Raw genomic sequence first — 13,836 nt, 5'->3', positions numbered from 1 at the left:
CAGACAAGCCGTCTGAGCAAGGCGTACCGGGTATGAGTCGCCGCTAAACGGGCACTCGCCACACTCCCGAGACCACTTCACGGCAGTTTTGCAGGTGGGTGGGCTCCAGCGGTCTGGCACAGCCTAACGCCCGCAGCGCCAGTTCCGCGTAATGCGAGGCCAGCTGGTCCAGGGTGAGCGGCCCGCGCGGTGAATACCAGCGCGCGACCCCGCTGCACATCTCCACCAGTGCGAGCCGGGTGACCGAAGGCTGGTCGGTGTGGAAGACACCTGCCGCGACGCCGTCTTCGATGGCGTCGGCCCACAGTCTTTCGTAGGCATCGCGCAGCGCCACCACTTCGGCCCTGGCGGCGGGGGTGAGCGCGTGGACCTCGTTGTCGACCACGCGGGTGTCATCCGGCTGGATGGCGTGCGCCAGTACGTGCAGTGCCACCAGGGATCCGAGTCGCGACACGGGATCGGGCAACCCGGCGGTCGCCTGTTCAGCCGCGTCGAGCAGCCGCCGCAGCGACTCGTTCATGATGGCCACCAGCAGATCCTCTTTGGTGCCCATGTAGTGGTACAGGCTGGCGGAGGACAGCTCCGCCTCTTGGGCGAGATCCCGGATGCCGGTACCGTGGAAACCTTTGGTGGCGAACAGTTTCACCGCGGCCTGGCGGACTCTTTCGCGGGTGTTCACAGCCAGGTCCCGGTGGTCCTGTCCCACGATCCGGCACGCAGGTCTTCGGCCTTCTTCAGCTCGCCCTTGGCGACCCGTTCCGACGGCGTCATCGGCAGGTCCACCGTGAACGTCCAGAACCGGGGAACCTTGAAGTAGGCCAGTTTCGCCGAGCAGAACTCGGCCAGTTCGGCCGGTTCGCACTGATGTCCCTCGTTTTCGTCGAGGACGAGGTACGCCTTGACCTCCTCGCCGCGGATCTCGTCCGGCACCGCGATGACGGCGGCGAGTTTGACCGCCGGATGCAGCTGTAAGGCCCGCTCGACCTCGTCGGCTGAGATGTTCTCGCCGCTGCGGCGGATCATGTCCTTGGTGCGGCCCACGTAGTACACGCGGCCCTCGTCGTCCATTGTGGCCAGATCGCCGGTGTGGAACCAGCCGCCGTCGAACGCGCGCCTTGTCGCTTCGACGTCGTCGTGATAGCCGTGCATCAGCCCGACCCCGCGGATCAGCAGCTCACCGGTTTTCCCGCGCGGCAGTGGTTTCCCGGCCGCGTCCGCGATCATCACCTCGCGGGTGGGCGCGGGCCTGCCGAGACAGCCGGTGCCGATCGTCTCCTCGTGATCCGCCGGGTACATCCGGATGTCGCCGCCGGTTTCGGTCATGCCGAAGGCCTCGTACCACGGCGTGTCCCAGCGCGCTTCGAGCGTGGCGTGCAGGTCGCGCGGGATGGCCGAAGCGCAGATCGCGCGGACCTGGTGAGCCTTGTCCAGTTCGCTCTCCGGCTGGCGAAGCAGGAGCGTCGGCATCAGGCCGAGGCAGTAGAACCAGGTGACGCCGTGTTCGCGGACCTTCTCCCAGAACGTGGACGGGTGGAAGCGGTCGAGCACCACCAGCGTCGCGCCGCCCGCGAGCCCCAGCGCCACGTTCCACTGTGGATCGATGTAGTGGAACGGTTGCGCGGTCAGGACGACGTCGTCCGCGCCGACCATGGGGAAGTCCGTGGCCAGGCTGATCGCCAGTGTCGTCCAATACCGGTTCGGCAGTACGCAACCCTTGGGTGCGCCCGTGGTCCCCGACGTGTACTGGATGTTGACCGGGCGTTCGCCTTCGCTCGTGAAGGCCGGGTCGCCGCCGGGATCGGTGAGTTCACCGGGGGTAAGCACGCGTTCGAGCGTGGTCTCGGCCGCGATCTTGTTCACCAGCTCCAGGAATTCCTCGGCCGCGACGGCGAACCGGGCGCCGGAATGCCGGAGGACGTGGGCGCCGTCGAATTCGCGGTACCCGGTGTTGACCGGGACGAGTACCCCGCCAATCTTGGCCAAGGCCAGCCACAGCAACGGGAATTCGGGCTGGTTGCGCAGCATCACCGCGACCCTGTCACCCGGCTTCACGCCGAGGTCCAGCAGTGCGCGGGCGAACTCCGTGCTGCGCGCGTCGACGTCGGCGAAGGTGAAGCGTTCGCCGGTGGAGTCGAAGATCCACGCCGTCTTGTCCGGCCAGAGCACGGCGGCCCGGCCGGTCAGCCCGAGGAGGGTGTCGATCCCGGCGAGCGAGGTCATGTCCGGCTCCGGAACGCCTCGGCCGACGCGAGGACGGCCGCGGAGTGCTCGGTGATCAGCGCGTGGCTGACTTCGAGTTCGAGCGCGGCGTCGAGCGAACTGTCGAGGCCGGAATCGAGGGCGCGTTTGGCCATCGTGGCCGCGGCGGCCGGATGGGCGGCGATCCTGGCCGCCCAGTCGAGCGCGGTGTCCATCAGGTCGTCGGCGGGCAGGACGGCGTTGACCAGGCCGAGTTCGTGCGCCTTGGCGCCACTCACCCGCTCGCCGAGCAGCAGCAGTTCCTTGGCCTTCAGCGGGCCGACCAGCAGTGGCAGCAGCCGCGAAGCCGCACCCGTGACGCTCAGGCCGAGCGAGACCTCGGGGAAGGCGAACACCGCGTCGTCGGCGGCGAGGATCAGGTCGCAGCCCATCGCGAACTCGGCCCCCGCGCCGATCGCGTATCCGTGGACCGCGGCGATGACGGGCTGACGGAGGCCGCGAAGGCGGCGGGTGACGTCTTGTAGCCGGTCGAGTCGCGGGCGTGAATCACCTTCCGGGGTGGGCTCTTTGAGGTCGTGCCCGGCGCAGAACGCGCGTCCCCGGCCTGCCAGCACGACCGCCCGCGCGTCCGAGTGCGCGGCCGCGTCGAGTGCTTCCAACAGGTCGTCGACCAGTTCGGTGACCACCGCGTTGAGCCGTGCCGGGCGGTTCAGCCAGATCACGCAGATGCCGTCGTCGAGTGCGTAGTCCACGGTGCTCATGACGCGGAGCCTAGACGACCGATCGATCGATCGATAGGGTCGAATCCATGCGGGTCGACACGGTCTACGAGAACGCCCGGTTCCTCACCGGAGTTGCGGAATCCGATGCTTTGGCAGTGCTGAACGGGCGAATCGTCGCTATCGGCGCGGATGCTTCCGCGCTTTCCGCAAAGCGCCGGGTCGATCTCGGTGGTTCGGTGGTGGTGCCCGGTTTCCACGACGCGCACAACCACATGGCCTGGTTCGGCATGGCTCTCGACGACGTCGCGCTGTCGGCTTGCCGCAGCGTGGACGAGGTGTACGACGCCGTCGCACGGCGCGCGGCCGACACGCCGCCGGGCGGCTGGATCATCGGCAGCGGCTACGACCAGAACAAGCTCGTGGGCGGCCATCCGACGAGGCAGGGGCTCGATCGCGCCGCTCCCGGACACCTCGTGCGGCTCAAGCACACGTCCGGGCATATGACCGTGGTCAATTCCGCGGTGCTGGAACGGCTGGACCTCGCCAACGTCCCGGTGGGTGGTGACGTCGTCCGCGACGAGGACGGTTCGCCGACCGGGCTGCTGCGGGAACAGGCCCAGCTGATGCTGCGGCCGCTGACCTACCCGACACCGGTGGAGACCGTCGTGCGCGGGCTGGACCGGGCGAGCGCGCGATACCTCTCCGAGGGGATCACGAGCGTCCAGGAAGCCGGGATCGGCGGGGGTCTCGTGGGGGAGACCCCCGCCGAACTCGCCGCGTACCAGCTGGCGCGTGATCGAGGGGTGCTGCGGGTGCGGAGCACGGTGATGGTCGCGGCGAGTGTGCTGCACGAGCTGGACGCGGGGGCGCGCTCCGAGGCACGCTTTCCCGCCGAGGAGCCATCAGCGCTGTACGGACTCGACCTTGGCCTGCGCACCGGCTTCGGCGACGAATGGCTGCGGATCGGCGCGATGAAGCTGTTCGCCGACGGCTCGCTGATCGGCCGGACCTGCGCGATGCACGAGCCGTTCGCCGGGGAACCGGACAACGTCGGCTACTTCCAGGTGCCCGAGGACGAGATCGCGCGGACGATCGCCGCCGCGCACCGGGCGGGCTGGCAGATCGCGACGCACGCCATCGGCGACCGCGCGATCACCGTCGTCCTCGACGCCTACGAAGCCGCGCTGAAGGCGGATCCTCGGCCCGATCACCGGCACCGCATCGAGCACTGCGCGGTGCTGAGGCCCGAGGAGCTGGAGCGGCTGGCGTCGCTGGGGCTGATCGCCTCACCGCAGGGCCGGTTCGTCAACGAGATCGGCGACGGGATGCGCGCCGCGCTCGGCCCGGAACGCGAGCCATGGTGCTACCGGCTCAAGAGCCTGCTCGACGCGGGTTGCGTCCTCCCCGCCAGCTCGGACCGCCCGGTCGTCGAAGGCGCCCCACTGCTCGCGCTGGCCGACATGGTGCGGCGGAAGACCGCGTCGGGCGTCGTCCTCGGCCCCGAGGAACGGCTTACCCCGGCCGAGGCGTTGCACGCCTACACCTACGGCTCCGCCTATGCCGCCTTCGCCGAGAAGGACCTGGGCACGCTGCTGCCCGGCAAGCTCGCGGACTTCGCCGTCCTCTCGGCCGACCCCACCGACGAGTCCACTTTGGATTCGGTCCACGTCGTCGCCACCGCCGTCGGCGGCGACCTCGTCTACGAACGGAGCTGACACTGATGCCGGTACGGGACGCCGTCGCGGACGACATCGAGGAGATCTGCGCGCTCATCGAGGAGCACGCGGTCTACGAGGACAAACATGATCTGAAGCTGGACCGCCAGGAGCTGGCCGGGTTCCTCTTCGGGCCCGCTCCGAAGGCCTGGGTGCTCCTCGCCACCCCGCCGGGTGAGCCGGGTGAGGTCGCGGGTTTCGCCTTCTGCAGCTGGAACTTCTCCACCTGGGAGGCCAAGCCCGGGATCTGGCTCGACGACCTCTTCGTGCGCCCTGCGCATCGGCGGTTCGGCCTCGGACGGGAGCTGCTCGACGAGCTGGCCGCACGGACGCCGGGCCGGGTCGAATGGGAGATGCAGGAGGGCAACGAGAAGGGTGAGGCGTTCTACGCCCAGCTGGGCGCCGAGCAGGTCCCCGGCTGGATCCGGTACCGCTGGCGGCCGCACGCGGGGTGAGCCCGCGACCAGGCGGCAAGCCGTAAACTCGCACCCATGGGTGAAGGGGCAAATCGCAGGTCGTCGTCCGTCGAGGACTACGTCCGGGTGATCTACGGGCTGGTGGAACGCGGTGAGGCCGTCACCAACACGTCGCTGGCCGGGCGGCTGGAGGTCAGCCCGTCGTCGGCGTCCGGCATGGTCACCAAGCTGTCCCAGCTGGGGCTGGTCGCGCACGTCCCGTACCGCGGGATCGAGCTGACCACCGAAGGCAGGCAGCTCGCCCGCTCGGTGCTCCGCCGTCACCGGCTGATCGAGACCTACCTGGTGTCCGAACTCGGCTACACCTGGGACGAGGTGCACGCCGAGGCCGACGCGCTCGAACACGCGGTGTCGGACAGGCTCGTCGAACGCATCGCGGCGAAGCTCGGCAACCCGGTGCGCGACCCGCACGGCGACCCCATCCCCGCCCCCGACGGCAGCGTCGAGGAGATGCCGATGCGTATCCTCGACGACCTCCCGCCCGGCGCGGTCGGCGAGATCGTCCGCGTCTGGGACACCGACCCGGAACTTCTGCGGTATCTCACCGAGCACGCCATCAACCTCGGCGAGCGGATCGAGGTCGTCGAACGCCAGCCGTTCGGCGGTCCGATGGTGGTCAAGGTCGGCTCGCCACCGGACGCGGCGACGCACGCGATCGGCAAGGAGATCGCACAGGCGCTGTCGGTCGCGCTGCGCTGACCTATGTCCACTGTGGACACATTTCGCCAGGGACGCCAGGTGGGAATTTTCCCTACGTCCCTGCATAATTCGGCGCTCGGACACGTCACCCACCTGCCGGGTGGATAGGTGATCCAAGGCCCTTCCGATCATGTGTTCGCCCGCCTAGGCTGCGCTGTTCCGGGTGGCTAGCGAGCGTGCGAAGGCGATGACAATGACCGGTCAGCGGACACACACCATCGACCGGGGGGTAGCGGAAGGACGTGAACTCAGGCGGCTGCTGGAGAACGGGCCGTTCGCGGACGCCCTCAGGGCGGCGATCAGGGCGAGGGGTCTCGGTCTCGACCGGATCCGGTATCGGCTGCGAGGGCGGGGGTGCTCGGTCAGTCTCGCGACGCTGAGCCATTGGCAGTCCGGGCGGTGCCGTCCCGAACGGCCGGAATCCCTGCTGGTGCTCAAGAATCTCGAGGAGGTCCTCGGGCTGCCGTCGGCGTCACTGTCACGGCTTTTGGGACCGCCACGCGGCCGGGCGGCCCGGTGTACGGTGCCCGGCGAGGGCCTGGTGACGCAGCGAGGCCGGGAGACGTAGGGAGAGTCGGTGCGGGCGGTCGTCTTCGAGGAGTTCGGGGTGCTGCCCGAGGTACACGAGGTGCCGGATCCGGTGGCCGCGCCGGGCGGGGTGGTGATCGCCGTCGACGCGACCGGGGTGTGCCGCAGCGACTGGCATTCCTGGCAGGGTCACGACACGTCGGTGAAACTGCCGCACGTCGCCGGGCACGAACTCGCCGGCCGGATCACGGCGCTCGGTGAGGGCGTCCGAGGCTGGTCGGCGGGGGACCGGGTGACGGTGCCGTTCGTCTGCGCCTGCGGCACCTGTGCCCAGTGCGCGGCCGGTGACCAGCAGATCTGCGACCGGGAGTTCCAGCCGGGAGCGACCCACTGGGGCTCGTTCGCGGAGTACGTCGCCATCGAAAACGCCGAGGTCAACCTCGTGGCGCTGCCGGACTCGCTGTCCTCGGCCGAGGCGGCGGCGCTGGGCTGCCGGTTCGGGACGGCGTTCCGGGCGGTGCTGCGCCAGGGCGGCGTGCGGCCCGGTCAGTGGGTCGCGGTCCACGGCTGTGGTGGCGTCGGCGTCTCGGCGATCCTGCTGGCCGTCGCGGCCGGTGCTTCGGTCGTCGCCGTCGACCCGTCTCCTCCGGCCAGGGCGCTGGCCGCGCGGATGGGCGCCGCCTTGGCCGTCGACCCGTCCGCGTTCGACGGCCACGAGGCCGTCGCCGCGCACGTCCGCGACCTGACCGGCGGCGGCGCGCACGTCTCGCTCGACTGCCTCGGCTCACCCGCCACCTGCGCGGCCTCGATCGGCGGCCTCCGGAAGCGGGGACGGCATGTCCAGGCCGGCCTGATGCCGCCCGCGCGGGGCATCGCGCCGATCCCGATGCACCGGGTGATCGGCGGGGAACTGGAGATCGTCGGCATCCACGGGCTGCAGGCGCACGAGTACCCCGAGATGCTGCGGGTGGTGGAAACCGCCGGGATCGATCTCGCGGGCATGATCGGCAGGCGCGTCGGCCTCGACGACGTCCCCGCGGTGCTGGCGGAGATGAACGACCCGGTGCCCGCGCGGGCGGGCGTGACGGTGGTCGAATTCGGTCTGTGACCGGGTAAACGCAGGGTGGTCAACCGGCCGATCGGAGTAGTCCGATGGGTGGCTTCGCACGGCTCCTTGTGGCAGGTTTTCTCGCTGTGACAATCAAGGACGCTCCGTCTCAGCCGCGGTTCTTCCAGCGCCTGCTGAGCCGGTTCGCCGCGGCAGGCGTCCTGGTGCGGGGCCACCGGCTCATCGGCGCGCGCCCTGGCAAACTCGACGTGTGGACGCGCTGATCCCCCGACCCCGGAACGAAGTCGCACCCGATGCCGTGCACGTCCCCGGCTGGCTCGACCTCGACGCGCAACGCCGTCTGGTCGAAGCCTGTCGTGGATGGCGTGGTTACCGTCAGACGCGGTTGCCGAACGGTGGCGTGATGTCCGTGCGGACGGTCTGTCTCGGATGGCACTGGTACCCGTACCGGTATTCGCGAGTGACCGACGACGGCTCCCCGGTGCTCCCGTTTCCTTCCTGGCTGGGCGATCTCGGGCGACGGGCCGTTCTTGATGCCTACGGGTCTTCTTCGTCTTCGTATGACCCCGACATCGCGCTGGTGAACTTCTACGACTCCGCCGCGAAGATGGGGATGCACCAGGACAAGGACGAGGCCTCGCTAAAACCCGTCGTGTCACTGAGCCTGGGGGACGCGTGTGTCTTCCGGTTCGGGAACACGTCGGATCGCGGGCGGCCGTATACGGATGTGGATCTGCGGTCGGGGGATCTGTTCGTGTTCGGCGGGGAGTCGCGGCTGGCTTTTCACGGGGTGCCGCGGGTGCTACCGGGCAGTGCCGACCCGGAGCTGGGGTTGGTGGGGCGGTTGAACATCACTTTGCGGGTTTCGGGGCTGGGCTCCTCGTGATCCACCCAGTGAGGGGTGCGGTCCGGCATCGGCACCGCGCCCGAACACGACACTGTCGCCTTGCCTCTCGATGACCGTCCTTGCCACTCACGAGTTTCTTGTGCCGGGCTGGTCGTGTCGTCCATTCAATCACGCGTGTTATCCCGCTGGTCACGCGAAACCGCCATCGGCGCACCGCGGTAGGTACCTAGGGCACCCTCGGCCTAGCGCGACTTACCACTCAAGGGTGAACCGCACCCGCTGTCCCGGCCGAAGCTGTGCGGCCAGATCCAAGTCGGCCTCGTCCACCACCGCGATCACCGGATAGCCCCCGGTCACCGGATGGTCGGCCAGGAACAGGATCGGCTGCCCCGAAGGAGGGATCTGCAACGCACCGGGCACGGTGGCCTCGGGCGGCAGCTCGCCATCACGCGCTCGTGACAACAGAGGGCCCTCGAGCCGCACGCCCACCCGATCGACATCGGAGGTGGCCACGAACGGCGAACCGACCAAAGTGGACAGTGCCCCGGCGGTGAACCAGTCGAGTCGCGGTCCAGGGGAAACCCGCAGGACCGGTTCCCCGGGCAGCGAAGGGCGGGGTGCGAGATCGACACCGGGATGGGCCAGCACCCGATGTCCCACCGGCAAGGTCATCCCGGCCGACAACACTGGCGGCCCCAGTTCGCCGAGGGTGTCGGTCGCCCGGGCGCCCAGCACCGGCAGGACGTCGATGCCGCCGCGCACGGCGACATAGCAACGCAATCCCCGAGAAGCCGTGCCGAGCACGAGGTCTTCGCCCGCCCGCAGAAAGACCGGCGAGTCAGGGCCGGCGGCCCGCCCGCCGGCGGTGATCGAGCAGGTCGCGCCGGTGACGGCGACAGTGGCCGGCGCCGAGAACCGCAGTACGAGGCCGCCGAGAACCGCCTCCAGGGCCGCGTTGCCCTCGGGGTTCCCGACCAGCCGGTTCGCCAGCCGAAGTGAACCGCGGTCGGCGGCGCCGGACCGGCCGACGCCGATCGCGGCCAGGCCGGGGCGTCCGAGATCCTGCACGGTGGCGAAGATCCCCGGGCGGACGACTTCGATCTTCGAGGTCATCGGAGAACCGCTGAAGAGAACCTGATCCGCGTACCCGGCGTCAGCAGGTTCGGCGGCTCCCGCTCGACGTCCCAGACCGGCAGCGTGGTCCGTCCGATCAGCCGCCATCCACCGGGCGAGGCGTTCGGGTACACCGCCGTGTACTCGCCCGCGATCGCGACCGATCCGGCGGGCACCCTGGTGCGCGGGCTCGTCCGGCGCGGCAGGCGCAGGGCGGGGTCGAGTCCGGTCAAATACGCGAAACCCGGCGCGAAGCCACAGAACGCCGAGACATACGTGCCGTCCTCGTGCCGCCGGACGACCGCCTCCGCCGACATTCCGGCGGCGGCCGCGACGTCGGCCAGGTCCGGACCGTCGTAGCGCACCGGCACTACGATCTCGGCGGCTTCGCGCGGCGCGACGTCCACTGTGGACCGATCGAGGACGTCGCCGGCGAGCCGGTCGTGGTGTGTCCGGCCGGGGTCGAACCGGATGAGCAGGGTCCGCGCGGCCGGGACCAGTTCGACGACGCCGTCCGGCGGATCCCGATCCAGTGACGCGTGCAGCCCGAGCACCTCCGACGGATCGTCGAAGTCGACCATGGCCGCACGTGCCCCATAGCGCAGCACTCGCATCACGCGGCCTCGATGAACGGTCCGATGTGGACACCTGACGCGTCGAGCCCCGCGCGGATCCGTCGCGCCAGTTCGACGGCTCCGGGCGTGTCGCCGTGCACGCAGAGCGAATGCGGCTGGAGGCTCAGCTCGGTCCCGTCGTCGGCGACGACCTTGCCGGTGGTCGCCATCGCGACCGCCCGTTCGGCCACCGCGTCGGCGTCGTGGAGCACGGCGCCCGGCAGTTTCCGTGAGACCAGAAGACCTTCCGGCGTGTACGCGCGATCCGCGAAGGCTTCGGCGTACGCGGGGAATCCGGCCTTTTCCGCCTGCTTGGCCATTTCCGAGTTCGGCGGGCACAGCAACGCGAGCGCGGGATGGAACCGCCGGATTCCCTCGACGACCGCGGCCGCCTGCTCCGGATCGACGGAAGCGGTGTTGTACAACGCCCCGTGCGGTTTGACGTACCGCACCCGTGTCCCCGCCGCCCTGGCGAACGCGTCGAGCGCGCCGATCTGGTAGAGCACGTCGTCGGTCAGGTCGGCCGGGGCGACGTCCATCGCCCGCCGCCCGAAGCCCGCCAGATCGCGGTAGGCGACGTGGGCACCGATGACGACGCCCCGCATCGCCGCGCGTTCGCAGACGCGCCGCATCACCGACGGGTCACCGGCGTGGAAACCGCACGCGACGTTCGCGCTGGTGACGATGTCGAGCATGGCGTCGTCGTCGCCCATTTTCCAGGCGCCGAAACCTTCGCCGAGGTCACTGTTGAGATCCATCAAGCCACCCTGAACTCACTGTCGAGCTTGTCGGTCACGAACATGTAGCCCGGCGCGTGCGTGATCGCGAACGGCGGCCGCGAGGCCATGAGCGCCGCTTGCGGGGTCACACCGCACGCCCAGAACACCGGCACGTCACCGGGTTCCGCGTCGACCGGGTCCCCGAAATCGGGGCGGGCGAGATCCGCGATGCCGAGCGCGGCCGGGTCCCCGATGTGCACGGGCGCACCGTGCACATCGGGCATCCCACGGGTGATGCGCACAGCGTCGTCGACGCGATCTTCGGGGATCTGCCGCATCGAGACCACCATCGGCCCGTGCAGCCGCCCAGCTGGGACACACTCGCGGTTCGTCCCGTACATCGCCACGTTGCGGCCCTGGTCGACGTGCCGCAGCGGGATCCCCGCCACGGCCATCGCCGATTCGAAGGTGAAGCTGCAGCCGATCGAGAACGCGACCATGTCGCTGCGCCACAATCCGCTCGCGTCCGAGATCTCACCGGACAGCGCGCCGTTCTGCCAGACGCGATAGCGCGGCAGGTCGGTGCGCAGATCCGCGCCGGGCGCCAGCCGCGTCGACGGGTCGCCGGGATCGCTGACGTCGAGCACCGGGCAGGGCCGAGGGTTCCGCTGGCAGAACAACAGGACGTCGTAGGCCCAGTCTTCGGGGACGGCGATGAGGTTGGTCTGGGTGAAGCCGTTCGCCCAGCCGGTGGTCGGCTTTTCGGCGCCAGCGCGGAACAGGGCGCGGGCCTCGCCAGGGGACATCGTCGCCGGTTCGTCAAAGGTGGTCATCGCGGTACCTCCTCCTCCGATCGTCGTCACCGGAGTTCGCGGCCGCGAGTCTCGGGCAGGCCGAGCAGTGCCAGGATGGCGATGCCGTAGCCGACCGCGCCGAACACCATCGCGCCGCCCGCGCCGAGGAAACCGACCACGGCGGGGAAGGTCGCGCCGATGGCCCGGCCGAGGTTGTAGGTGAAGCCCTGTCCGGTCCCGCGCAACGCCGACGGGTACAGCTCGGCGAGGAACGCGCCGAAACCGCTGAAGATCGCGGACATCGAGAACCCGAGCGGGAAGCCGAGGAACAGCACGAGGGTGTTCGCGCCCGCCGGGATCTGGGTGTAGGCGATGATGAGGCCCGCCGACAAGACCGAGAACAGCAAGAACGTCTTCTTGCGCCCCAAGAGATCCGTGAGATACCCGCCGGTGACGTACCCGATGAACGCGCCGGAGATCAGGAACGCGAGATAACCGCCGGTCCCGATCACGGTGAGGCCGCGCGTGGTCTTCAGATAGCTCGGCAGCCAGGTCGCGAGCGTGTAGTAACCGCCCTGGACACCGGTGGCGAGCAGGGCGGCGAACAACGTCGTGCGCAGCAGGTCCGGCTTGAAGATGCCCGCCAGCGAGCCACGTTCCTTCTTCGCGGTCCGGGCGGCCTCCGCGACGGGCGCGTCCTGGACGTTGCGGCGGACCCACAGCACCAGCAGCGCGGGGATGACGCCGGTCCAGAACATGACGCGCCACGCGATGTCCGGGCTCCAGATACTGAAGACGACCGTGTAGACGACGACCGACAGCGCCCAGCCGACCGCCCAGGCACTCTGTACGAAGGCGACCGTCCGGCCGCGGTAACGCGCCTGCGAATACTCCGCCACCAGCGCGGCACCCGCGGCCCACTCACCACCGAAGCCGAGGCCTTGCAGGGCGCGGAAGATCAGCAGCGTTTCGAAGTTCGGCGCGAACCCGCAGAGCACGGTGAAGATCGTGTACATCGCGATGGTGATCTGGAGGGTGCGCACGCGGCCGATGCGGTCTGCCAGGATGCCCGCGCCGATGCCACCGATAGCCGAGACCACCAGCGTCGTCGTGCCGAGCAGGCCGGCTTCGCCGCCGGAAAGGCCGTAGTACGCGGTGATCGCGGCCAGGCCCAGCGGCAGCGTCTGGTAGTCGAACGAGTCGAGCCCGTACCCGCCGAACGCGCCGACGAAGGCCCGGCGGCCTCGCGAACCGAGCGTGCGGAACCAGGCGAAGGGGTGGGTGTCCTCGGTAGTGGCTGTCGCGTTCATCGGCACCTCCAGAGGGTGATTCTCATCGTGGCACGGGTCACATGGGTAAGCACTGTAAGTATTGTTCAACAATTCCACAAGAGGATGCTTGGCTTGTCCTCTTGTACCTGGATAGGGTTAGTCGTGTGACGATCGCGGAGGGTGGTCCCGTCGCAATGCAAGGACTCGAAGCCGATCGGGGCATGATCAGCCGCACCAGTACCGCCGAGCGTGTCGCGGGCGTCTTGCGCACGCGGATCGCCGAAGGCTTCTTCCTGCCCGGCGTCCGGCTGTCGGAACACGACATCGGCTCGGCGCTCGGCGTCTCCCGTAACACGCTGCGTGAGGCCTTCCGGCTGCTCACGCACGAACGGTTGCTGACCCACGAACTCAACCGCGGCGTCTTCGTGCGGGTGCTGTCCGTCGAGGACGTCGTCGACCTCTACAAGGTGCGCAAAGTCGTCGAATGCTCGGCGGTGCGGGCGGTGACGGAAAAGCCATCGACGTTCGAGAAGCTCGCGCGCATGGTCGAGGACGGCAAGCTCGCCGAGCGGGGTGAGCGCTGGCAGGACCTCGGCACCGCGAACATCCGGTTCCACTCGGCGATCGCGGAACTCGGTGGCAGCGAACGGATCGACGAGCTGATGCGCGGCATCTTCGCCGAACTCCGGCTGGTGTTCCACATGATGGCCGACCCGCGGCGCTTCCACGAGCCGTACCTCAAGCGCAACGCGGAGATCCTCGAGCGCATCGAGGCCGGCGACGGCCTCGGCGCCGAAGCGCTCCTCGCGCAGTACCTCACCGACGCCGAAAACCAGCTCGTCGAGGCCTACGCCGAACGCACCCCCTGACGCGTTTAGTCCTCTAGTTGCGGTAGTTCTGAGTACGAACTACCGCAACTAGAGGACTAAACGCGTAGGTCTGGGTGAACTGACCTTGAGTGGGCAGTCGGGCCGAGGTGTACTCGCAGCGCCCGTACCAGCGGTTGTAGTTGCCGGGGTTCTCCTTCTTCGCGGTGATGACCAGATTGCCCTGGCCGTCGAGCGCCGCAG

General features: G+C 69.2%; 16 protein-coding genes and 1 pseudogene. 8 read left to right on the top strand and 9 right to left on the bottom strand.

Features of this window, described 5'->3' with window-relative positions; genetic code table 11:
* Positions 1-43: 43 nt before the first annotated feature.
* Genes ACM6LU_RS35760 through ACM6LU_RS35750 form a run of 3 tightly spaced genes read right to left on the bottom strand, consistent with a single transcriptional unit; the run spans position 44 to position 2,960 of the window.
* A complete protein-coding gene (locus ACM6LU_RS35760) occupies positions 44-679 on the bottom strand; it encodes a TetR/AcrR family transcriptional regulator (protein WP_414942282.1) in 636 nt (211 codons plus the stop codon).
* Positions 676-2,220: an ATP-dependent acyl-CoA ligase gene (locus ACM6LU_RS35755; protein ID WP_414942281.1), complete on the bottom strand. Its 1,545-nt coding sequence runs from the start codon at positions 2,218-2,220 to the stop codon at positions 676-678. Before ACM6LU_RS35755 ends, ACM6LU_RS35760 begins: the two co-directional genes overlap by 4 nt.
* On the bottom strand, positions 2,217-2,960 hold the full coding sequence (locus tag ACM6LU_RS35750) for an enoyl-CoA hydratase/isomerase family protein (RefSeq protein ID WP_414942280.1): 744 nt from the start codon (positions 2,958-2,960) through the stop codon (positions 2,217-2,219). Before ACM6LU_RS35750 ends, ACM6LU_RS35755 begins: the two co-directional genes overlap by 4 nt.
* Before the next feature lie 47 nt (positions 2,961-3,007).
* Between ACM6LU_RS35750 and ACM6LU_RS35745 the strand changes: the two genes are divergently transcribed.
* From ACM6LU_RS35745 to ACM6LU_RS35715, 7 genes are all read left to right on the top strand, one after another.
* Positions 3,008-4,636: an amidohydrolase gene (locus ACM6LU_RS35745; RefSeq protein WP_414942279.1), complete on the top strand. Its 1,629-nt coding sequence runs from the start codon at positions 3,008-3,010 to the stop codon at positions 4,634-4,636.
* Positions 4,637-4,641: 5 nt separating this feature from the next.
* Complete coding sequence (locus tag ACM6LU_RS35740) at positions 4,642-5,091, top strand: GNAT family N-acetyltransferase (protein ID WP_414942278.1); 450 nt, start codon at positions 4,642-4,644, stop codon at positions 5,089-5,091.
* A gap of 36 nt (positions 5,092-5,127) precedes the next feature.
* Positions 5,128-5,811: a metal-dependent transcriptional regulator gene (locus tag ACM6LU_RS35735; RefSeq protein WP_414942277.1), complete on the top strand. Its 684-nt coding sequence runs from the start codon at positions 5,128-5,130 to the stop codon at positions 5,809-5,811.
* A 187-nt stretch (positions 5,812-5,998) separates the two neighbouring features.
* Entirely contained in the window at positions 5,999-6,379 is a 381-nt protein-coding gene (locus tag ACM6LU_RS35730; RefSeq protein ID WP_414942339.1) for a transcriptional regulator, read from the top strand.
* 9 nt (positions 6,380-6,388) lie between these two features.
* Entirely contained in the window at positions 6,389-7,447 is a 1,059-nt protein-coding gene (locus ACM6LU_RS35725; RefSeq protein WP_414942276.1) for an alcohol dehydrogenase catalytic domain-containing protein, read from the top strand.
* Between the two features lie 86 nt (positions 7,448-7,533).
* Positions 7,534-7,671 (top strand): hypothetical protein, encoded by a 138-nt coding sequence (locus ACM6LU_RS35720; protein WP_414942275.1) that lies wholly within the window; start codon positions 7,534-7,536, stop codon positions 7,669-7,671.
* Complete coding sequence (locus ACM6LU_RS35715; protein WP_414942274.1) at positions 7,659-8,294, top strand: alpha-ketoglutarate-dependent dioxygenase AlkB family protein; 636 nt, start codon at positions 7,659-7,661, stop codon at positions 8,292-8,294. The genes ACM6LU_RS35720 and ACM6LU_RS35715 overlap by 13 nt, the downstream gene beginning before the upstream one ends.
* Positions 8,295-8,507: 213 nt before the next feature.
* On the opposite strand, the gene ACM6LU_RS35710 is transcribed toward ACM6LU_RS35715, so the two are convergent.
* The 5 genes from ACM6LU_RS35710 to ACM6LU_RS35690 are packed head-to-tail and all read right to left on the bottom strand — an operon-like array spanning position 8,508 to position 12,805.
* Positions 8,508-9,368: a biotin-dependent carboxyltransferase family protein gene (locus ACM6LU_RS35710; protein ID WP_414942273.1), complete on the bottom strand. Its 861-nt coding sequence runs from the start codon at positions 9,366-9,368 to the stop codon at positions 8,508-8,510.
* On the bottom strand, positions 9,365-9,982 hold the full coding sequence (locus ACM6LU_RS35705; protein ID WP_414942338.1) for a 5-oxoprolinase subunit B family protein: 618 nt from the start codon (positions 9,980-9,982) through the stop codon (positions 9,365-9,367). Before ACM6LU_RS35705 ends, ACM6LU_RS35710 begins: the two co-directional genes overlap by 4 nt.
* Entirely contained in the window at positions 9,982-10,740 is a 759-nt protein-coding gene (locus tag ACM6LU_RS35700) for a LamB/YcsF family protein (RefSeq protein ID WP_414942272.1), read from the bottom strand. The genes ACM6LU_RS35705 and ACM6LU_RS35700 overlap by 1 nt, the downstream gene beginning before the upstream one ends.
* A complete protein-coding gene (locus tag ACM6LU_RS35695) occupies positions 10,740-11,534 on the bottom strand; it encodes a putative hydro-lyase (protein ID WP_414942271.1) in 795 nt (264 codons plus the stop codon). Before ACM6LU_RS35695 ends, ACM6LU_RS35700 begins: the two co-directional genes overlap by 1 nt.
* A gap of 26 nt (positions 11,535-11,560) precedes the next feature.
* Complete coding sequence (locus tag ACM6LU_RS35690; RefSeq protein WP_414942270.1) at positions 11,561-12,805, bottom strand: MFS transporter; 1,245 nt, start codon at positions 12,803-12,805, stop codon at positions 11,561-11,563.
* Positions 12,806-12,987: 182 nt separating this feature from the next.
* Here ACM6LU_RS35690 and ACM6LU_RS35685 point away from each other — a divergent pair, with 182 nt between their 5' ends.
* Complete coding sequence (locus tag ACM6LU_RS35685) at positions 12,988-13,635, top strand: GntR family transcriptional regulator (RefSeq protein WP_414942337.1); 648 nt, start codon at positions 12,988-12,990, stop codon at positions 13,633-13,635.
* A 64-nt stretch (positions 13,636-13,699) separates the two neighbouring features.
* On the opposite strand, the pseudogene ACM6LU_RS35680 reads toward ACM6LU_RS35685, so the two are convergent.
* Positions 13,700-13,834 (bottom strand): annotated as a pseudogene (locus tag ACM6LU_RS35680) (1,3-beta-glucanase); the annotation flags it as partial.
* Positions 13,835-13,836 lie beyond the last annotated feature (2 nt).

This window comes from Amycolatopsis sp. cmx-11-51, from assembly GCF_047608665.1.
In the GTDB taxonomy this organism is placed as follows: Bacteria; Actinomycetota; Actinomycetes; order Mycobacteriales; family Pseudonocardiaceae; genus Amycolatopsis.
This window is presented reverse-complemented; position numbering and strand designations above follow the sequence as displayed.